Annotated in this window: 17 protein-coding genes; 2 read left to right on the top strand and 15 right to left on the bottom strand. The window is 63.8% G+C overall.

Annotation, left to right across the window (positions count from 1 at the left end; all coding sequences use genetic code 11):
- Positions 1–89 precede the first annotated feature (89 nt).
- From F3K02_RS07030 to F3K02_RS06960, 15 genes are all read right to left on the bottom strand, one after another.
- Positions 90–977, bottom strand: a complete 888-nt coding sequence (locus tag F3K02_RS07030) for a branched-chain amino acid ABC transporter permease (RefSeq protein WP_056278238.1) — start codon at positions 975–977, stop codon at positions 90–92.
- 3 nt (positions 978–980) lie between these two features.
- Positions 981–2924 carry an AMP-dependent synthetase/ligase gene (locus F3K02_RS07025; RefSeq protein WP_127806041.1) on the bottom strand — a complete coding sequence of 648 codons (1944 nt, stop codon included), beginning with the start codon at positions 2922–2924 and terminating at the stop codon, positions 981–983.
- Complete coding sequence (locus tag F3K02_RS07020; RefSeq protein ID WP_127806040.1) at positions 2911–3708, bottom strand: ABC transporter ATP-binding protein; 798 nt, start codon at positions 3706–3708, stop codon at positions 2911–2913. The genes F3K02_RS07025 and F3K02_RS07020 overlap by 14 nt, the downstream gene beginning before the upstream one ends.
- A 188-nt stretch (positions 3709–3896) precedes the next feature.
- The gene (locus F3K02_RS07015; protein WP_056278232.1) at positions 3897–5114 is read right to left on the bottom strand and encodes a CaiB/BaiF CoA transferase family protein; all 1218 of its coding nucleotides are present in this window, start codon (positions 5112–5114) and stop codon (positions 3897–3899) included.
- A gap of 9 nt (positions 5115–5123) precedes the next feature.
- Positions 5124–6290: an acyl-CoA dehydrogenase family protein gene (locus F3K02_RS07010; RefSeq protein WP_177134634.1), complete on the bottom strand. Its 1167-nt coding sequence runs from the start codon at positions 6288–6290 to the stop codon at positions 5124–5126.
- A 66-nt stretch (positions 6291–6356) separates the two neighbouring features.
- Positions 6357–7160, bottom strand: coding sequence for an enoyl-CoA hydratase/isomerase family protein (locus tag F3K02_RS07005; RefSeq protein WP_177134633.1), 804 nt, complete (start codon positions 7158–7160; stop codon positions 6357–6359).
- Positions 7161–7217: 57 nt separating this feature from the next.
- Positions 7218–8075, bottom strand: a complete 858-nt coding sequence (locus tag F3K02_RS07000) for a MaoC/PaaZ C-terminal domain-containing protein (protein WP_177134631.1) — start codon at positions 8073–8075, stop codon at positions 7218–7220.
- A gap of 11 nt (positions 8076–8086) precedes the next feature.
- Positions 8087–9007 (bottom strand): SDR family NAD(P)-dependent oxidoreductase, encoded by a 921-nt coding sequence (locus F3K02_RS06995; RefSeq protein ID WP_177134629.1) that lies wholly within the window; start codon positions 9005–9007, stop codon positions 8087–8089.
- 30 nt (positions 9008–9037) lie between these two features.
- Positions 9038–10195: a thiolase gene (locus F3K02_RS06990; protein WP_177134626.1), complete on the bottom strand. Its 1158-nt coding sequence runs from the start codon at positions 10193–10195 to the stop codon at positions 9038–9040.
- A gap of 61 nt (positions 10196–10256) precedes the next feature.
- A complete protein-coding gene (locus tag F3K02_RS06985; protein WP_177134624.1) occupies positions 10257–10664 on the bottom strand; it encodes a Zn-ribbon domain-containing OB-fold protein in 408 nt (135 codons plus the stop codon).
- On the bottom strand, positions 10661–11830 hold the full coding sequence (locus tag F3K02_RS06980; protein WP_177134622.1) for an acyl-CoA dehydrogenase family protein: 1170 nt from the start codon (positions 11828–11830) through the stop codon (positions 10661–10663). The genes F3K02_RS06985 and F3K02_RS06980 overlap by 4 nt, the downstream gene beginning before the upstream one ends.
- Positions 11827–12993: an acyl-CoA dehydrogenase family protein gene (locus tag F3K02_RS06975; protein ID WP_177134620.1), complete on the bottom strand. Its 1167-nt coding sequence runs from the start codon at positions 12991–12993 to the stop codon at positions 11827–11829. The genes F3K02_RS06980 and F3K02_RS06975 overlap by 4 nt, the downstream gene beginning before the upstream one ends.
- A gap of 26 nt (positions 12994–13019) precedes the next feature.
- Entirely contained in the window at positions 13020–14186 is a 1167-nt protein-coding gene (locus tag F3K02_RS06970; RefSeq protein WP_177134618.1) for an acyl-CoA dehydrogenase family protein, read from the bottom strand.
- A 15-nt stretch (positions 14187–14201) separates the two neighbouring features.
- Entirely contained in the window at positions 14202–14996 is a 795-nt protein-coding gene (locus tag F3K02_RS06965) for an enoyl-CoA hydratase/isomerase family protein (protein ID WP_177134616.1), read from the bottom strand.
- Between the two features lie 64 nt (positions 14997–15060).
- On the bottom strand, positions 15061–17118 hold the full coding sequence (locus F3K02_RS06960; protein WP_177134614.1) for an NADPH-dependent 2,4-dienoyl-CoA reductase: 2058 nt from the start codon (positions 17116–17118) through the stop codon (positions 15061–15063).
- 164 nt (positions 17119–17282) lie between these two features.
- Between F3K02_RS06960 and F3K02_RS06955 the strand changes: the two genes are divergently transcribed.
- Both F3K02_RS06955 and F3K02_RS06950 read left to right on the top strand, forming a co-directional pair.
- Entirely contained in the window at positions 17283–18449 is a 1167-nt protein-coding gene (locus tag F3K02_RS06955) for an acyl-CoA dehydrogenase family protein (RefSeq protein ID WP_008905474.1), read from the top strand.
- A complete protein-coding gene (locus tag F3K02_RS06950; RefSeq protein ID WP_177134612.1) occupies positions 18446–19234 on the top strand; it encodes an enoyl-CoA hydratase/isomerase family protein in 789 nt (262 codons plus the stop codon). Before F3K02_RS06955 ends, F3K02_RS06950 begins: the two co-directional genes overlap by 4 nt.
- The last annotated feature ends 24 nt before the right edge of the window (positions 19235–19258 follow it).

Here is a 19258-nt window from a genome sequence, read left to right as displayed (position 1 = left end):
CATCCAGCGATCCGCGGGGAGCGGAAAAAGCGAGCGCGCGTTGGCGTAATTGGTATGGAAAATTCCTGATTGACGAAATAGCATGACCTTCAGATCCTTTCAATGTCGTGGCGCCCGAACAGGCCATGCGGCCGAATCAGGATGGTCAGAATCAGTATTGTGGCAACCACCAGGTCGCGGCTGCCACCGCCAACCAAGGGGTCGAGATAGCCAGATGCAACGCCTTCAAGAAGGCCCAGCAGCAAGCCGGCCAGAATGGCGCCGCCGATGCTGTCAAGACCGCCCAAAACGGCGACGGTCAAGCCCTTGAGCAAAAGCAGCGCCAGCGCCTGGCTGACCCCTTGAACCGAGCCCCACAACACGCCGGCCGTGGTGGCCAGAACCGAGGACATGGCCCAGGAAAACGCCACCCCGCGTTCAACCGAAATACCGATCGACCACGACGCGATGTAATCGTCGGAGATGGCGCGCAGAACAATGCCCCTGCGCGTGCGAAAGAAGAACATCAAGACCAAAAACAGCGCGATGGCCACCACGGCGCCCACCACATAAGCCCGACTGAGCAGCACCGGCCCCAGAAACAGCGGGTCGTCGCTGATGCCAATGGACAGCGGAAGGCCAGAGCCGCCCCAGATGGCCATTGTTGTCGCGCGTATAAAAATGTCCAGCCCCAGTGTCATCATCAGGATCATGATGATGGGGCGGCCCGCCAGCCGGCGCAACGCCACCCGCTCGATGCCCATTCCGACAAAGAACATCGTTCCCATGGCCAGCGGGATGGCGACCCACATCGACACGCCCAATCCATTGGCGATGGCCAGCACGACATAGGCACCCAGCATGGTCATCGCACCTTGCGCCAGGTTGGGCACCGAGGATGACTTGTAGATGATCACGATGCCCATGGCGACCAGTGAATACATGAGCCCCGACAGCGCGCCATTGATGGCCAATTCGGCAAACAGTGAAAAATCCATAATTTAAATCTCCTGCACCGAGAGTTGGCGCTCGATGGTGCCGACTTCACCGGATTCATACGTGATCTGCGCCTTCATCGTGACCGTCTGCTGGCCGCCGTAGATCGCATCAATGATGGGCGCATAACGCTCCTCGACCACGTTGCGGCGCAGCTTGCGGGTTCGCGTGACCTCTCCGTCGTCGGGGTCGAACTCCTTGTGTAAGGACACGAAGTGATGCAGTTTCAACCCGTCTGGCAGGATGCTGTTGACGCGCTTGACCGCTGCCGTGACCAGTTCGATCACCTCGGGTTTTTGCGACAGGTCGGCATAGGACATGTAGGAAATGCCCCGTACCTCAGCCCAATGGCCCACCGGCTCCATGTCGATGCAGATGATGGCCGCCAGCGTGTCGCGGCCGCTCCCGAGCACGGCCACATCCTTGATGTACGGACTGAATTTGAGGCGGTTCTCAATGTAGTTCGGAATGTAGCGTTCGCCTTTGGAGGTATACACCACCTCCGACAACCGTCCGAGCACCACCATGTGTCCATCAGGCTCGATATAACCGGCATCGCCCGTGTGCAGCCAGCCGTCCTCAAGTGCTTCACGGGTGGCATTTTCAAGTTTGTAGTAACCGGAAAACACGCTCCCGGAGCGAATCAAGACCTCTCCGTTGTCGCCGATCTTGACTTCCACACCGGGCAGCGGTTTGCCGACCGTGTGCAGGCGTACTTCTTCGGTGTCCTGCAAGGCAGTGAAGGCGCTGCTTTCAGTTTGACCATAGAACTGTCGCAATTTCACGCCCAGTGCGCGGTAAAAAACAAAAGTGTCTTCGCCAATGGCCTCGCCGCCGGTGAAAGCACCTCGCAGGCGGGTGAGGCCCAACTGGTCCTTGATCGGTCCGAAAATCAACCACTCTCCCAGTTGCCGCATCAGACGCTCTGTCAGGCTGGGCTGTTTTCCCTCGAGCTTGCGTCGTTCGGACGCCAGCGCCGAGTTCATGAAAACATCGTAGAACCATTTCTTGAGCGGCGTCGAATCCTCCATGCGAACCTGGATGGTGGTCAGCATGTTGTCCCAGCTGCGGGGTGCCGCCAGATAGAAAGTGGGAGCCACCTCGCGCAGGTCGTGCAGCACCGTTTCCTGGCGTTCGGGGATATTGATGGTGAAGTGCAGCGCAACACCGGCGCCGACCGTGATGGCAAAGTCGCCCACCCAGGCCATGGGCAGATAGGCGAGGATGGTCTCGCCAAATGTGAAGGCGCCCCCGCGATGGGCGTTGCGCACCCCCGCGAGGAAATTGCGGTGGCTCAGTACCACGCCCTTCGGCTTGCCCGTGGTCCCCGACGAGTGCACGAACACCGCCGGTCCGTCGGGCAGCGCCCGTTCGATCAAGGAATTTCGCAGTTTCGGCTCGGCACGCAAGCGATCTGCACCGATGGCCTGCAACTTTTCCCACGAAATCAGTCCGGGATTCGAATAGTTGGTCAAGCCGCGTGGCTCGTCGTAAATGATGTTCTTGATCGTTGCACCCTGATCGCCCAGATCAAGCACCTTGTCGACTTGCTCCTGGTCTTCAGCCAGGACAAAGCGGACATGCGTCTCATGCATGAAGTGACGGATTTCGTCGGGTGTTGCAGTAGAGTAGACGGGCATCGCGTAGCCGCCCAGCACGCCGGCCGCGAGCATGCCCATGTAGAGCCGGGGTCGGTTGTCGCCCAGGACCAGCAAGGCATCCTCTGCGCCAAAACCCAGGCTTTCCATGCCGGCCGCGCAGGCGAGCGTGGTATCCAGCATCTGCGACCAGGTGGTCTCCTGCCATATTCCCAGGTGCTTTTCGCGCATGGCCACGCGATTGCCCAGCAACTCGGCGTTGCGAGCCAGAATGTGGATGAGGGTGGTGTCGGTGCCCATATCCCATGTGGTCTTGCTGCCCTTGGCAGTATTGGTTTCAGTGCTTTGCATGCGCACCCCCCAGGTAGGCCTTGATCACACGTTCATCCTTCATCACGTCGGCAGGAATACCGGTTCCGATGGTTTCACCATAGCTGAGCACCATCATGCGGTCGCAGATACCGGTGATCACATCCATGTGGTGCTCGATCAGCAGCACAGTGACATTGCGCTCGGCACGCGCATCGAGAATAAAACGGGCCATGTATTCCTTTTCCTCCTGGTTCATGCCAGCCATCGGTTCGTCAAGAACCAGAAAGCTGGGTTCGGCTACCAACGCGCGTGCCAGTTCGACGCGCTTTTTCAGTCCGATCGGAATGCTGTCCACCAGCTCGTCGCGCACGCTCTGAAGCTGCAGGAAATCGATAATCTCTTCGACCTTGAGCCGGCTCACCATCTCATCCTTACGACCCAGCCACCAGTAGAGGGCGGTTTTTGCCACGCCGGGCTTCATGTGGATGTGACGCCCCAGCAGGATGTTGTCAAGCACGCTCATGCCGTTGAAGAGCGCCAGGTTCTGGAACGTGCGCGCGACGCCCAGAGCTGCGACCTTGTGCGGCGCCATGCCGGTGATGTCGCGGCCATTGAGCCATATGCTGCCGACCTGGGGTGGAAAGAAGCCGGTGATGGCGTTGGTCATGGTCGTCTTGCCGCTGCCGTTGGGGCCGACCAAGCCGAAGATCTCCCCACGCTCAATGCGCAAATTGGCATCCTTCAACGCGACGAGGCCGCCGAATCGCCGCTCCAGCCCTCGGCATTCGAGGGCGGGCACTGCCGCCGCGTTGCTGGCTTTCATCGGAGTTGGCCGCTGCTCTTTGGTACTGATGGTGTTTATCACTGAGGGTGCCTATGACATAGCACGGTCGACCACCTGCCTGTGCGCAGCTTGCCGATCCGATTTTCTGTTCTGCATAAAAGTTTTCATTTTCGCACCTAACATTAGTTAGGTATATGGGGTTTCCCCTAATCTCTGGCAGGCAGAGTTCATGTTGCAACGTGTTCTACGATGCTTCCCCGTGCGATCAGGGCATCAATGGTGGCGGCGCCGTAGCCGTGCTCCGTCAGCAGCTCACGTGTGTGTTGGCCGAAGCGCGGCGGCGCGCTGTGGGCGCGCCCCGGTGTGCGTGACAGCTTGACCGGGATGCCGATGCCAGGCACACCCTCGACCTGCACCACCATGTCCCGATGCAGGGTGTGGGGGTCCGTCAATACCTGCGGAATGGCCCTGACGGCGCCGGCCGGAATACCGGCGGCCAGTAGGTCACGGCACAGCTGTTCGCCATCCACCTCTTGCAACTGCGCCTCTAGCAAGGCGCGCAGTTCGTCGCGATGGCGAAAACGCTCGGCGTTGGTGGCAAAGCGCGGCTCGCTGGCCATGTCGGGATGGCCGAGGAACTCGCACAGTTTTTTCCACTGCCCGTTGTTGCCGATGCCCAGGAAGACCTCGCAGGTCCGGGTCGGAAACTTGTCGTAGGGCACGATGTTGGAGTGCGCATTGCCGCTGAGCCTGGGTGTCTGGCCCGACTGCAACCAGTTTGCACTTTGCGGATGCAGCAGCGACACGGCGGTGTCGTACAGCGTGGCCTCGACGAACTGCCCGCGCCCGGAGCGCTGCCGCTCAATCACCGCCAGTAGCACGCCTATCACGGCCGACAGGCCGGTGGTGATGTCGACCACTGGGACACCGACCCGCAGCGGGCCGGTGTCCGGCGTGCCGTTGACGCTCATCAGGCCGCCCAGTGCCTGTGCCACCGCGTCGTAGCCAGGCGCGCCGCCGAGCGGCCCATCGGCGCCGAAGCCGCTGACCCGGCAGTGGATCAGGCGCGGGAAGCGCTCGCGCAGCGTCTGTTCATAGCCGATGCCCCAGCGCTCCAGCGTGCCGATCTTGAAGTTCTCGATCAGCACGTCGGCGTCCGCCAGCAGCTTGAGAACGATCTCGCGCCCTTCGGGCTTGGACAGGTCGATCACGATGTCGCGCTTGTTGCGGTTCAGGCCGTTGTAGTAGGCCGCCGTGCCGTCGTCGGCAAAGGGTGGGCCCCAGGCGCGGGTCTCGTCGCCAGCGGGTGGCTCGACCTTGATGACCTGCGCGCCGTGGTCGGCCAAAATCTGTCCGCAGTACGGGCCACCGAGCACGCGTGAGAGGTCAATCACCTTCAGGCCGGCCAGGGCACCAAAGGCGGGCAGGGGAGCGTTGTTACCCATGGTGGCCTGTCAATAGGAGCGCGGCAGGCCCATCACATGCTCCGCGATGTAGTTCAACACCAGCTCGCGGTTCAACGGAGCCGTGCGCAGCAGCCGCACCAGACCGTACAAGTCGTAAATGCCGTATTCCTTGGTGAAACCGTTGCCGCCATGGGTCTGGATGGCCGCGTCAACGGCATGGATGCCGGCTTCGGCACCCGCGTACTTGGCGATGTTGGCAAACTCCCCGGCAGGCAGACCCTGGTCGAAGGCCCAGGCGGCCTTGAGCGCCATCAGCGAGGCCATCTCGATCTCGCTACGGGCTATCGCGAGCGGGTGCTGAACGCCCTGGTAGGCGCCGATGGGGGTGTTGTTGAACACCTTGCGGTCGTTGGCGTAGGCCACCGCCTTCTTCAAGGCGAAGCGCCCGACACCGGTACACAAGCCAGAGAGGATGATGCGCTCGGGGTTGAGCGTGTCGAACAGGATGTTGAAGCCTTTGCCGACTTCGCCCAGCACATCGGCCTCGGTGAGCTCCACGTTGTCGAAGAACAGTTGCCATTGTGTTTCGGGCACCGGGAAGGCAACTTCAATCAGCGTCTTGCTGATGCCTTTTTTCTTCATGTCGACCATGAAGATGGTGAAGCCGTCGGTTTTCTTTTTCACGTCAGCGCGCGCTGTGGTGCGGGTCACGACCATGGCGTAGTCGGCGCAGTTGGCGTCGGTGATGAAGACCTTCTGGCCGTTGAGCTTGAAGCCGCCCTTGCCGTCGGACTTGGCGATGCTGGTGATCTCGATCGAGTTCGAGCCGGCGTTCGGTTCGGTGATGGCGAAGCAGAACTTGATGTCGCCGGTGCAGCCGCCCGGCAGAAAGCGGCGCTTCATGTCCTCGCTGGCGTGCTTGGCCAGCAGACCCATGGTCATGGTCGGTCCGACAACCAGGTTCAGCAGCGGAATGCCGTTGTTGGCCAGTCCCTCCATGAACAGCAGCATCTCGGTCATGCCCTGGCCGGCACCGCCATAGGCTTCGGGCACCATGATGCCGAGAAAACCGTCGTTGGTGATCTGCTCGTACAACTCGGTGGGGCGTTCGTTCTTGTTGGCGTAGCCGCGCCAGTAATTGTGGTCGAACTCCTTCGAGATACGGTCGCCGTACTCGTAGATCATCCGTTGTTCTTGGGTCAGCGCGAAATCCATGGGGTGTTCTCCTGTGTGTTGGGGCGTTCTGGCTCCTTCCCCCAGAGGGAGAAGGAGCGAACTCAATCAGTTCTGGGCCGAGGGGAACTTGGGCGCGCGCTTCTCGCGCACCGAGGCCACGCCCTCCTTGGCGTCTTCGCCCAGGAAGCACAGCATTTCCATCGCCAGCGAGCTCTCGAAGATCGGGCGTGCCATGTTCATCCAGCCGTTGAGCGAACGCTTGGTCAGGCGAATGGCTTGCTGGCTGCCATTGGCCAGCTTGTTGGCCACGGCCATGGCCTTGTCCATCAGCTCGGCGCGCGGCACGCACAGGCTGACCAGACCGATGCGCTCGGCTTCCTTGCCGTTCACGAACTCGGCCGTCATAAGGTAGTACTTGGCCTTGGCCATGCCGCACAGCAGCGGCCACAGAATGGCTGCGTGGTCGCCGGCGGCTACGCCGATCTTGACATGGCCGTCGGTAATTTTGGCCTCCTCGGCCATGATGCTGATGTCGGCCAGGAAGGCGACTGCCAGACCGGCACCGACGGCCACGCCGTTGATGGCCGAGATGATGGGCTTGTCGCAGGCCATCATGTTGTAGACCACGTCCGAAGCCTCGGTCATGGTGTTGGCGATTTCCTTCGGGTTGCCGACCATGCCGGCCACCCATTCCAGGTCGCCGCCGGCCGAGAAAGCCTGGTCGCCCGCGCCGGTGATGACCGCCACCTTGGTCTTGGCATCGTCAGTGACCACGCCCCAGATCTTGGTCAGCTCCCAGTGCAGCCGGCCATTGGTGGCATTCATGACCTCTGGGCGGTTGATGGTGATGACCAGCACGCCGTTGGGCTTGTGGTCGAACTTGAGGAATTGAAAGTCAGCGTAGTTCATGTTGAGGCTCCTTGAAAAAAATTGAAAACGAAAACGAAAATGAAAGGCAAAGGACGGTCAGCGCAGCTCGGCGCGTCCGTTGTTCAGCACGACGATGTCGCGTTCGACGGCGCGGGCGCGAAAGGAAACGACCTTGCCATCCACCCAGAGCTCGGTGCGTATCGTTTCACCGGGGTAAACGGGTGACGAAAAACGCACATCCAGCGACTGCAGGGCGCTCGGGTCGCCGCCGCAGACGCGCTGGGTGAGTGCCCAGCCGGCGATGCCGTAGGTGGCCAGGCCGTGCAGGATGGGCTGCTTGAAACCAGCGGCGCTTGCCACCGCGGGTTCGGCGTGCAGCGGGTTGTAGTCGCCCGAGAGGCGGTAGATCAGCGCGGCACGCGGTTGGGTGGCGAAATCGTCGCTGTGATCAGGCGCGCGCGTGGGCAGCTCATGCACGGTTTTGACTGGCCCGGTGGGGCCGCCAAAGCCACCGTCGGCGCGGCAGAAGGTGGTCGAGGTCAGCGTGGCCAGCAGTTCGCCGCTGGCGGCGTCCGTCACCGTGCGCTCGGTGTAGATCAGAGCCCCCTTGTCCGGCCCCTTGTCGATGATCTGGCTCACCCGCGTGCGCCCGATCACTTCACCCTCGGGCGGCACCGGCCGGTGCAGGCGCAAGCCCTGTTCGCCATGCACCAGCCGCACCCAGTCAACGCCGGTGGCCGGGTCCTTGAGCCACATGCCGGGATAGCCCAGCACCACCGGCAGCGTGGGCAGCGCCAGCAGGTTCTTTTCATAGACAAAGCGCAGCTCGGTCTCGTTGGTCGGGTCGGTGCCCAGGCCCACGCCCAGTGCGTAGAGCATGGTGTCGCGCTGGGTGTAGCGATGGCGAACGTCCTCGAACGGCCATGCCATCAGTTTCTCGTAGTTGATCGCCATGGCAGATGACGTCAGACGGGATCCCAGGAGAACACGATGTTTGAGCTCTCCAGCGGATAGAAGTTCTGCTTCATGGCGGGCAACACGCGCTCGGCGATGGTCTCGGGTGTCCAGCCCTCGGCGGTGTGCATGCCGCGGATCGGGCGCGACTGGCTCATGAGGAAGATCTCGTTGCCGCGCACGGCGAAGATCTGGGCCGTGACGTCGGCTGCGGCATTGCTGGCCAGGAAGGTGGCCATGGGCGCAATCTGCTCGGTACCGAGTTTTTTCAGTTTTTCCACGCGTGCCTGCTGCTCGGGTGTGTCGGTGGGGATGGCGCCGATCATGCGGCTCCAGGCGAACGGCGAGATGCAGTTGGAACGCACGTTGTAGCGTTGCATGTCGCCGGCGATGTGGCGCGACATGGCCACGATGCCCAGCTTGGCAGCGGCGTAGTTGGCCTGGCCCAGGTTGCCGATCAGGCCGGACGTGGAAGTCATGTGCACATAGGCACCCGACTTCTGCGTCTTGAAGTGCGGGGCGGCGGCGCGCGAAGTGAAGAAGCTGCCGTTGAGGTGCACGTCGATGACGGCGCTCCACTCCTCGGGCGACATGTTGAAGAACAGGCGGTCGCGCAGGATGCCGGCGTTGTTGACGACGATGTCGATGCGACCGAAGGTGTCGGCCGCGCATTCGATGATGCGGTTGGCCGTGGGCCAGGTCGAGACGCTGTCGGTGCTGAGAACGGCCTGGCCGCCAGCGGCCTTGATCTCGTTGACCACCTGCTGGCCGTGGCTGGCGTCATTGCCTTCGCCGCCGACCGAGGCGCCGATGTCGTTGACCACCACCTTGGCGCCTTGCGCCGCCATCATCAGTGCGATGTCGCGGCCGATACCCCGGCCCGCGCCGGTGACCACGGCGACTTTGTCTTGCAGCATGTTGCCCTTGTTCATGAAATGACTCCTGGTTGTTGATGTGAAAAATCAGACGGTGGCGGCCGTGCCCAGCAGGGCCGTCACCTGGCTGGAAAGAACGCCGCCGTTGCCGTGGCACAGGGCGATCTCCGCATTCGGCACCTGGCGGTCGCCGGCCTCGGCGCGCAGTTGCTGCACGGCCTCGATCAGCAGGAACATGCCGTACATGCCCGGGTGACAGCACGACAGGCCGCCGCCATTGGTGTTGACCGGCAACGCGCCCCCCGGTGCGATGCGCCCGTTGCGCACGAAAGCGCCGCCTTCGCCCTTGGCGCAAAAGCCCAGGTCTTCGAGGAACAGCAGCGTGTTGATGGTGAAGGCGTCGTACAACTCCAGCACGTCCACGTCCTTCGGGGCCAGCCCGGCCATGGCGAAGGCGCGCGGCCCGGACTCGGCGGCGGCGGTGACCGTCAGGTCGGGCATGGAGCCGATCTGGCGGTGCCAGGTGGCCGCGGCCGCGCCGAGCACATAGACCGGCGGTTTGGGAAAGTCGCGCGCCCGCTCGCTGCGCACCAGCACCAGGGCGCCGCCGCCGTCGGTGACCAGGCAGCAATCGAGCACCGACAGCGGGTCGCTCACCAGACGCGAAGCCAGCACCTGCTCGATGCTGAGCGGATCGCGTGCATGGGCCAGCGGATTGAGTTGCGCCCACTGGCGCGCCGCCACCGCGATGTGCGCCAGGTCCTCGCGCGTGGTGCCGTACTGGTGCATGTGGCGAGCGGCCGCCAGCGCGTAGCTGGAGATCGGGTAGCGCGGCTCGTAGGGGGCTTCGTACAAGGGCGTTTCGGCCATCGACTTGAGCTTGCCGAAGCCCGAGCCCTGGTTGCTGCCGTAGCAAATGAGCGCCACTTCGCACTGGCCGGTGTGCAGCGCCATGGCGGCGGTAAGCAGGTGGCTCACATAAGACGAGCCGCCAACCATCGTGGCTTCGCAGAACTTGGGATGGATGCCCAGGTATTCGGCCACCGATAGACCGGCGAGGAAGTGGTAGGACGAGCCGGTGAACAGGCCATCGACATCGGACAGCTTCAAGCCGGCATCGGCCAGCGCGCCGTGCACCGCTTCGCCCAGAATTTCGAGCGCGCTGCGACCGGGGGCCATGGGCACGCCGCCCAGGCTGGCACCCACGATGGCGGCCGCGCCGCGCAGGGGAGATGTGGTGCTCATGGAGGACCTTCGTGCTGCGCACTGCGGTGCGAGCTTGCTTGGGAACGGCCCGACGCGGCGCTCATGGTGTGGCGCCCTCGGGGATGAAGACCAGCAACTTGCCCTTGGCCGGATCGTCGATCACGCGCGCCTGCACGCGCATGCCGATGCGCACCTGGTCAGGCGCAATGCCATCGATGCGCGACATCAGCCGCGGCCCTTCGGCCAGGTCCACCAGCGCCACGTTGTAGTCGCCACCGGCTTGCGGCTTGCGGCGCACCGTGGTGCTGGAATAGACGCAGCCGACCCCGCTGGGTTCAATCCAGTCGAGCTGGGCCGAGCCGCAATGGGTGCACAGCGCGCGCGGATAAAACACATGCTGGCCGCAGGCCGTGCAGTGCTGGATCTGAAAGCGGCCTTGCGCCAGCGCCTGCACGAACTGAGCGTCCGGGCCGGGGCCGTCAAATGCCGGATAGCCCGATGCGCTCATGACGGCAGCTTCAGCACGCTGGCAGCCAAGATGTTGCGTTGCACCTCGTTGCTGCCGCCGTAGATGGTGGCTGGGCGCGCGTTGTAGAAGCTGGTCAACGCATCGGTTTTGCCACCGGGCAGGGCGGTGGATCCGGGCGTGCCACCACTCGATCCCATGACATCGACCAGCAGGTCGGCCAGGCGCGAATAGGTTTCGGTGCCGAACAGCTTGAGCATGGAGACATCGGGGCCCAGGGTTTCGCCGCGTTTGACCTGCTCGATGAAGCGGCCATAGAGCGCGCCCAGGTCGGCCACGTCCAGCGCCAGCTTGGTGTAGCGGTCCACGAAGCCGGTGTCTTCGAACAGGCCGAGCCGCTGCGCGGCTTCCTGCACGCGCGCCAGCGCGTACTGGCTTTGCTTGGGGCTGCCCAGGAAGATGCGTTCGAAGCCGAGCAGCGCCTTGGCGATGGTCCAGCCCTTGTTGAGCTCGCCCACGATGCTGCTGCGCGGCACGCGCACGTTTTCCAGGAAGACCTCGCAGAAGTCTTCGCTGCCCGCGATGTTGCGGATGGGGCGCACCGTGATGCCCGGCGTTTTCATGTCGGCCAGCAGGAAACTGATGCCTTCCTGCTTCTTGGCCGATTTGTCGGTGCGCACCAGCAGGAAGATGTGGGTGGCGTCCTGCGCCAGCGTGGTCCAGGTCTTTTGCCCGTTGACGATGAAATCGTCGCCATCGACCACCGCCTCGGTGCGCAGGCTGGCCAGGTCGGAGCCCGAATTGGGTTCCGAGTAACCCTGGCACCAGATGTGCTCGCCGGCAATGATTTTGGGCAGGTAGTAGGCGCGCTGGGCGTCGTTGCCGTGGTTGATCAGCAGCGGGCCGACCATGGTGATGCCCATGTCGGGCGCGCGCGCCACGCCCCAGCGCTCCTGCTCTTCGATGAAGATGATGAGTTTCTCGGGCGAGAGTCCCATGCCGCCGTGCTGCGTGGGCCAGCTCGGCGCGACCCAGCCTTTTTCCGAAAGCTTCAGGTACCAGTGACCGATTTCGGACCAGCGCAGGCGCCGCTGCGGGTAGCGCCATTCGCTGGGGAAATGCTTTTCAAAAAATTCGCGCACGGTGGCGCGAAAGCTGGCGTTGTCGAGTGCATTCCAGTCGGTGGCCGTGGAGGCGGTGGTGTTCATGCGTGCTCCTGCGCGGTGGCGTTTTGGGTGAGGTTGGCGTAGCGGCGGCGCTGCTGGGTGCCATTGCCCAGCCAGGCGGACAGCACCAGGGCGCGCTGCAGATACAGGCCGAGGTCGTATTCGTCGGTGACGCCAATGGCACCGTGCAGTTGCACCGCTTCGCGCGCCACTTGCAAGCCGGCGTCCGACGCGCGCGACTTGACGCGGCTGGCCATGGCCGAGCGCGCGTTGGCGTCGGCGTCCGGGTCGTCGAGCAGGGCCAGGGCCTGCTCCATCACGCTGACGGTCAGTTCCTGCTGAAGCAACAGGTCGACAGCGCGGTGCTGCAGTGACTGGAAAGTGCCAATCGGCTTGCCGAACTGAATGCGCGCGCGCAGGTAGCCTTGCGTCATGGACAGCATGCTGCGCACCAGAGCCAGCAGTTCAACACTGGTCAATACCAGGGTTTCATCGTAGGCGCGGGTCAGCGCGGCCTCGGCGGCGGCCCCTTCGGCCAGCAGGTGGCTGGCGGGCAGGCGAACGCTGTTCAAGTCGATCTGTGCCGCATAGCTGCCGTCGGCCAGCGGCTGGCCCGACAGGGTCAGGCCGGCCGCATCGGCCTGCACCCACACCAGGGCCAGACCTTGGGGGCCGGTGGCGCTGACGATGTAGCCGTCGGCCCCGGCGCCGGGGCGCACATGGCGCTTGCAGCCATTGAGCAGCAGGGCGTCGGCCTGGCGCTCCAGCCTGGTCGCCGCCTGGCCCGGCCGGTCTTTCGTGCCGGTGACGTCTTCCTGCCAGGCCACGGCGGGCAGGGTGCGACCCTCGGCGAGTTCGGTCAGCAGACGTGTTGAGAGCTCGTTGGCACCCGCATGGGCCAGCAGCCGACCGGCAAACACCAGCACCGGCACCACCGGTTCCGGCGCGACCTGCGTGGCGAGCGCGGCGACGACCTCGGCCATCTCAGTGAAGCCTTGCGCGTATCCGCCCAGTTGTTCGGGCACCAGCAGCCCGGTCCAACCCTGTTCGGCCAGGGCGCCCCAGAAGCGGCGGTCGTAGCCTGGCATCTGCTGGCGCAGGGCGCGGGCGCGGTTGAGTGGTGATTCTTTGGTGACGAAACTGAGCGCGCTTTCGCGCAGCATGGTCAGTTGTTCAGCGCGTTCGCTGTTGTGGGTGGTGGTCATGATGGGGTGGGTGCTGGTCGTGAATGTCAATAGGATTTGGGCAGCCCCAGCACCTTCTCGGCGATGAAGCACAGGATGAGTTGCGGGCTGATCGGCGCGATGCGCGGAATCATCATCTCGCGCAGGTAGCGTTCGACGTGGTATTCCTTGGCGTAGCCATAGCCGCCCAGCGTGGCCATGGCGCGCTGGCAGGCGTTGAAACCAGCCTCGGCCGCCATGTACTTGGCGGCATTGGCATCGGCGCCGCAGGGCAGGCCGTTGTCGTATTTCCAGGCCGCGCGCATCGCCATCATTTCGGCGGCTTCCAGCTCCATCCATGATTGCGCCAGCGGATGCTGGATCGACTGGTTCTGCCCGATAGGCCTGTCAAAGACCACGCGCTCGCGGGCGTAGTTGACGGCCACCTGCAGCGCCGCCCGACCCAGGCCGACGGCCTCGCCCGCGATCAGCACCCGCTCCGGGTTCATGCCATGCAGGATGTACTCAAAGCCGCGGCCCTCTTCGCCGATGCGGTCCTCCACCGGCACCCGCAGGCCGTCGATGAAGAGTTCGTTCGAGTCGACCGCCTTGCGCCCCATCTTTTCGATTTCGCGCACCTCGACAAAACGGCGGTCGAGGTCTGTGTAGAACAGGCTCAGGCCGAAGGTCGGTTTTTTGCATTCCTCAATCGGCGTGGTGCGCGCCAGAATGAGCATCTTCTCGGCCACCTGGGCGGTCGATATCCAGACCTTCTGGCCGAACAGCACATAGTGGTCGCCAACCCGTTCCGCACGGGTTTTCAAGCGGGTGGTGTTCAGGCCGGTGTTGGGCTCGGTGACGGCGAAACAGGCTTTCTCCTTGCCCTGGATCAGCGGAGGCAGCATGCGGCGTTTTTGCTCCTCGTTGCCAAACACGGCCACGGGCTGCAAACCGAAAATGTTCATGTGCACCGCCGATGCGCCAGACAGTCCGGCGCCCGACTGTGAGATGGTCTGCATCATCACGGTCGCTTCACTGATGCCCAGTCCGCCACCGCCATACTCCTGTGGCAGGCAAACGCCGAGCCAGCCGCCGTCGGCCAGAGCGCGGTGCAGCTCATGTGGAAAGCCACCGACCCGGTCACGTTCGAGCCAGTAGCTGTCGTCGAAGCGGGCGCAGATCTTGCCGATGGCTTCGCGGATGGTTTCGTGTTCCGGGTTGGGTGTGAAATTCATGGATGAGAACGCTGTTCAACGCCCGCTGAAACGTGGGGCGCGCTTTTCCAGAAAGGCCTGCACGCCTTCACTTGCATCGCTACTTCGGGCGCGAGCTTCAATCAGAGACTTCTCGAGCGCCATTTGCTCGTGCAGGTTGCGTCGCGCGGCGCCTTCGCACAGTTGCTTGATGCCAGCCATCGAGGCGGTGGGCGCACGGGCCAGTCGCTCGCACAGGGTTTGGGCGCGAGCGCCCAACTCGGCGTCAGGCACGACTTCGTCCACCAAGCCGAAGTCGAGGCATCGGCGAGCGTCGATGGGGTCACTGAGCATGAGAAGCTGACGCGCGCGCAGCGAGCCGATGCGTCGGGTGATGAAGTGGGATGCGCCCATGTCAGGGGACAAGCCGATGGCTGCGTACCCCGTGCGCAGCTTCATTGATGCTGCCGCCAGAGCGAAGTCGCCGCAAAGTGCCCAGCCGATGCCGCCACCGCCGACCGGGCCGTTGATGGCCGTCACCACCGGCACCGGCAGTTCCGACAGTCGCAGTAGCGCCGGGTGCGCGATGCCCACGAGCTCGTCAATATAGACGTCGAGCGTTCCAGCGTGTTGGCGCATCTCGGCGATATCCCCGCCGGCGCAGAATATCGTTCCGCTGCCGGTCAGCAATACGACCCGCGGCTTTGCTGCGGCAATCTCGGCAACTGCGCGGGCCAGTGCAGCAGTGGACGCGAGTGAGATCGTGTGAGGGCCGTCGCTGCGGTCGAGCACGATCCGGCCAATATCCCCGGCCACACTCCAACGTACGTTGTCAGCAGTTTGTTCTTCCATCAGTTGCTCCAGTTTTGAACCCGGCGCGAGAATGCGGTGTTGTCGCATTCGAAATGAAGTGGTTTCAGATGATCGCCAGACCGAGGCGTGTGCCCTGGTCAATGGCGCGCAAGGCGTCGAGTTCGGCGGCCAGCTCGGCACCGCCGATGACATCGGGCGCGAGGCCGAGCGCGCGCAGTTCGGCAACCAGTGCGTTCTCGCTGTCCTGGCCGGCGCACAGGACGATGGTGTCCACGGCCAGCGTTTGCGGCATGCCGTTGATGCTCAGGTGCAGGCCGGCATCGTCGATGCGTTCATAGGTGCAGCCCGAGAGCGTGCGCAGGCCGCGCCGCGCCAACTCGGCCTTGAGCGCCCAGCCGGTGGTCATGCCCAGGCTGCGTCCGGGTTTTTCCGGCTTGCGCTGCAACAGGGTAACTTCGCGTGGCGAGCTGACCGGCTGCATCGGTTTCAGGCCGCCAGCGGCTGAGGGCGAGGTGTCGACACCCCATTCAGCGTGAAACTGCTCGACCGTCTGGGGCGCGTTGGTCGCCTTACCCGCATGCTCGTCATGCAGCAGGAAGGTGGACACGTCGAAGCCGATGCCCCCGGCACCGATGACCGCGACCCGGTGGCCCGCCTGCGCCCGGCCCGACAGCAGGTCGGCATAGCTCACCACCTTGGGGTGGGTGACACCCGGGATTTGCGGCAGGCGCGGGCGCACGCCAGCGGCGATCACGATGCGGTCGTAGTGACCGGCAGCGAGAGAGGGGGCGTCCGCTCGGTTGTTGAGCTTGAGCGTCACACCGTGCCGCGCCACGCCCTGCTTGAAGTAGCGAAGCAGTTCATTGAACTCCTGCTTGCCTGGCACGGCCCGGGCCAGGTTCAACTGGCCGCCGATCTCGGGTCCGGCCTCGAACAGGGTGACCGCATGACCGCGTTCGGCAGCGGTCAGCGCGCAGGCCAGCCCGGCCGCGCCGGCGCCGATCACCGCCACCTTGCGCGGCACGGCCCGTGGCGGCAAGAGCGAAAACTCCAGCTCGCGGCCGGCGCGTGGATTGACAAGGCAGGTGGCGGGGCGGTCGGCGAAGATGTAGTCCAGACAGGCCTGGTTGCAGGCGATGCAGGTGTTGATCTCGTCGGCGCGCCCCTGCGCCGCCTTGCGCACGAAGTCGGCATCGGCCAGGAAGGGGCGCGCCATCGACACCATGTCGGCGTCACCGCTGGCCAAAATTTCTTCGGCCACTTCCGGGGTGTTGATGCGGTTGGAAACGATGACCGGAATCGTCACCGCTTTCTTGATGCGGGCCGCCGCAAAGCGCCAGGCGGCACGCGGCACCACGTAGGCAATGGTCGGGATTCGTGCTTCGTGCCAGCCGATGCCGGTGTTGAGGATGTCGGCGCCTGCGGCCTGCACCGCCTGGGCGAGCTGGATGATGTCGTCAGACGGGGCGCCGCCCTCGACCAGATCGAGCGCCGACACCCGATACATGAGCAGAAACGGCGGCCCCAGGCGCTCGCGCGTGCGCCGCACGATCTCCACCGGCAGGCGGTGGCGACTTTCCATGCTGCCGCCAAATTCGTCGCTGCGGTTGTTCGTGCGCGTGACGGTGAACTGGTTGAGCAGGTAGCCCTCCGAGCCCATGATCTCGACGCCATCGAAGCCGGCGCGTTGCGCGAGTTCGGCGCAGCGGACATAGTCCTCCACCGTTTGCCAGACTTCGGCCGTGCTCAAGGCGCGCGGCGCCCGCGGGTTGATCGGGGAGGGGATGTCGGAGGCGCCCACGGGTCTGGCGATTTTTGCGTAGCGCCCGGTGTGCAGGATTTGCAGAATGATCTTGCCGCCCTCGGCATGCACCGCCTGCGGGATCGGTCTGAGCGCATCGGCTTGTGCCGTCGTGACCAGCAGGGGACCGGTTTCATCCAGCAGGCCATCCTGGCAGGGGGCATAGCCGCCCGTGACGATCAGGCCAGCGCCACCGCGTGCGCGCTCGGCATAGAACAGGGACAGCCGGTCGATCGACCGGTCCAGCGACTCCAGGCGGGTGTGCATCGATCCCATCAGCGTCCGGTTGCCAAGGGTGTGCGCGCCGACCTTCAGCGCGGAGAGCAGCGTCGGAAAGAAAACGGTGGCTTCGGTGGACATGGAGAACGCCTTTTTAATAATCTAACTAACACCTGTTCGATGATATATCATACGGCGTCGACCAGCCATGCAATTGGCGAGCACCTCAAATTCTTCTTCCCGATTGACGGTGCGATGCAGGCGGCGACTTCGACTACAGACAACAGTCAATCAGGAGATTTCCCATGATGTTCGACGACGACCAGATGGCGCTGCGTGACGTGGCGCGCCGCTTTGCACGAGAGAAGCTCAGGCCCGATTACCAGAAGCGCGAATCGCAACCTGGCATCGACCGGGCCTTGTTCAAGGAAATGGGTTCGCTCGGTCTGATCGGTGTTGATCTGCCCGAGGAATATGGCGGCTTGGGCCTCAGTGGCGTCACGGCCGGCATGATCACCGAGGAAATTGCCTATGGTGACTTCAACGTCAGCTACATGCAGCTGCTCAGTTCGCTGATGGGCGCCATCATCCATGCCAATGCGTCCCCCGAGCTGGCGCGCACCTGGAACAGCCGGATCGTGGCGGGCGAGGCCATCGTCGCGCTGGGTCTGACCGAACCACGGGGCGGCTCGGATGCCGCCAATCTGCAACTCAAGGCGCGTCGCGTGGGCGACGAGTACGTGCTTTCCGGCGAGAAAACCTCCATCACTTTTGCCGACCAGGCCGATGCCATGGTGTTGTTCGCACGCACCGGCAAGCCCGAGGATGTCGCACGAGGCATCAGCGCCTTCCTGGTCGATCTGAATCAGCCCGGCGTGCAACGCACGCGCTTCAACGATGTTGGTAGCAAGATCATCGGCCGTGGTTCGGTGTTTTTCGACGATGTGCGGGTGCCGGTCGAGAACCGGCTGGGCGAGGAGGGCAAAGGCTTCACGCAGGTGATGCAGGGCTTTGACTTCAGCCGCATCCTGATCGCGCTGCAGTGCGTGGCCGCCGCGCAGGCCTCGATCGACGAAGCCTGGGAATACGTGAAGGAACGCCAGACCTTTGGCGCGCCGCTGGCGCAGTACCAGGGCGTGAGCTTTCCCCTTGTCGAGTTCGAGACCCTGATCGCCGCTTGCCGCCAGCTCTGCTACCACGGCCTGGCCCTGCGCGATGCCGGTCAGCCGCACACCGCGGAAGCGGCCATGGTCAAGTGGATGGGCCCCAAGACCGCTTTTGACGCGATTCACCAGTGCCTGCTGACCTTTGGGCACTATGGCTGGTCGATGGACCTGCCTCACCAGCAGCGCCTGCGCGACGTGATGGGCCTGGAAATCGGCGACGGAACGGCGCAAATCATGAAGCTGATCGTTGCCCGCGAGCGCGTGGGACGCGCCGCCGTGCAGTACGCCAAGGAGAGCAAGAAATGATTCAGACATCCCCAGTGGAGATCAGCCGTGCCGGCGCCGTTGGAATTATCGAGTTAGCCCGCCCCGAAAAATTCAATTGCCTGTCGATGTCCGTTCATGCGGCCATCGAGGCCGCCATCGACGGGTTCGAGAAATCCGACTCCGGTGTGCGCGCCATTCTGATCCGGGCGCAAGGCAAGCACTTCTGCACCGGCGCCGACCTGGATGAGGTGAAGTCGCTGCGTGGCGATCCAGCCAGGCTCAAGCACTTCATCAGCTATGGTCACAGCGTGCTCAAGCGCCTGGAACGCAGCGATTTGCCGGTGGTGGCGGCCTGCCAGGGTCTGACCCTGGCCGGTGGCTGCGAACTGATGCTGGCCTGCGACATCATCTTTGCGGCCAAGGACGCGCGCTTTGGCGACCAGCATGCCCAGTTCGGCCTGATTCCCGGCTGGGGCGGCAGCCAGCGCATGCCACGCATTGCGGGTCTGCGCCGTGGCCTGGACCTGTTCTTTTCGGCGCGCTGGATCGATGCCGCCATCGCCGAGCAGTGGGGGCTGGTGAACTATGTGGTCGAGCCTGAGCAGTTGGGTGAAGCGGCGCTGGCGTATTGCAGCAAGATCGCCACGCGCAGCCGCATCGGCATGGCCACCATGAAACGTTTGGCACGGCAAGGCATGGAGGGTTCGTCGGAGGTCGGTCTCCAGCTTGAGGAAGACCTGGCCAGCGCGGCTCTGCTCGATGACGACGTCAGCGAAGGTCTGGCGGCCTTCGAGGCACGCCGTACACCGGTGTTCAAGGCCTGAGCGGCTGAATGCTTTGTCTCGCGA

Source organism: Hydrogenophaga aromaticivorans, assembly GCF_013387465.1.
Classification (GTDB): domain Bacteria; phylum Pseudomonadota; class Gammaproteobacteria; order Burkholderiales; family Burkholderiaceae_C; genus Hydrogenophaga; species Hydrogenophaga aromaticivorans.
Note: the sequence above shows the minus strand (reverse complement) of the source record. Positions and strands in the feature narration are given on the sequence as shown.

Bases quoted from the DNA above. Each gene is read 5' to 3' on its own strand.
- F3K02_RS07030 (WP_056278238.1), bottom strand. From the start codon at position 977: ATGGATTTTTCACTGTTTGCCGAATTGGCCATCAATGGCGCGCTGTCG.
- F3K02_RS07025 (WP_127806041.1), bottom strand. From the start codon at position 2,924: ATGCAAAGCACTGAAACCAATACTGCCAAGGGCAGCAAGACCACATGG.
- F3K02_RS07020 (WP_127806040.1), bottom strand. From the start codon at position 3,708: ATGAAAGCCAGCAACGCGGCGGCAGTGCCCGCCCTCGAATGCCGAGGG.
- F3K02_RS07015 (WP_056278232.1), bottom strand. From the start codon at position 5,114: ATGGGTAACAACGCTCCCCTGCCCGCCTTTGGTGCCCTGGCCGGCCTG.
- F3K02_RS07010 (WP_177134634.1), bottom strand. From the start codon at position 6,290: ATGGATTTCGCGCTGACCCAAGAACAACGGATGATCTACGAGTACGGC.
- F3K02_RS07005 (WP_177134633.1), bottom strand. From the start codon at position 7,160: ATGAACTACGCTGACTTTCAATTCCTCAAGTTCGACCACAAGCCCAAC.
- F3K02_RS07000 (WP_177134631.1), bottom strand. From the start codon at position 8,075: ATGGCGATCAACTACGAGAAACTGATGGCATGGCCGTTCGAGGACGTT.
- F3K02_RS06995 (WP_177134629.1), bottom strand. From the start codon at position 9,007: ATGAACAAGGGCAACATGCTGCAAGACAAAGTCGCCGTGGTCACCGGC.
- F3K02_RS06990 (WP_177134626.1), bottom strand. From the start codon at position 10,195: ATGAGCACCACATCTCCCCTGCGCGGCGCGGCCGCCATCGTGGGTGCC.
- F3K02_RS06985 (WP_177134624.1), bottom strand. From the start codon at position 10,664: ATGAGCGCATCGGGCTATCCGGCATTTGACGGCCCCGGCCCGGACGCT.
- F3K02_RS06980 (WP_177134622.1), bottom strand. From the start codon at position 11,830: ATGAACACCACCGCCTCCACGGCCACCGACTGGAATGCACTCGACAAC.
- F3K02_RS06975 (WP_177134620.1), bottom strand. From the start codon at position 12,993: ATGACCACCACCCACAACAGCGAACGCGCTGAACAACTGACCATGCTG.
- F3K02_RS06970 (WP_177134618.1), bottom strand. From the start codon at position 14,186: ATGAATTTCACACCCAACCCGGAACACGAAACCATCCGCGAAGCCATC.
- F3K02_RS06965 (WP_177134616.1), bottom strand. From the start codon at position 14,996: ATGGAAGAACAAACTGCTGACAACGTACGTTGGAGTGTGGCCGGGGAT.
- F3K02_RS06960 (WP_177134614.1), bottom strand. From the start codon at position 17,118: ATGTCCACCGAAGCCACCGTTTTCTTTCCGACGCTGCTCTCCGCGCTG.
- F3K02_RS06955 (WP_008905474.1), top strand. From the start codon at position 17,283: ATGATGTTCGACGACGACCAGATGGCGCTGCGTGACGTGGCGCGCCGC.
- F3K02_RS06950 (WP_177134612.1), top strand. From the start codon at position 18,446: ATGATTCAGACATCCCCAGTGGAGATCAGCCGTGCCGGCGCCGTTGGA.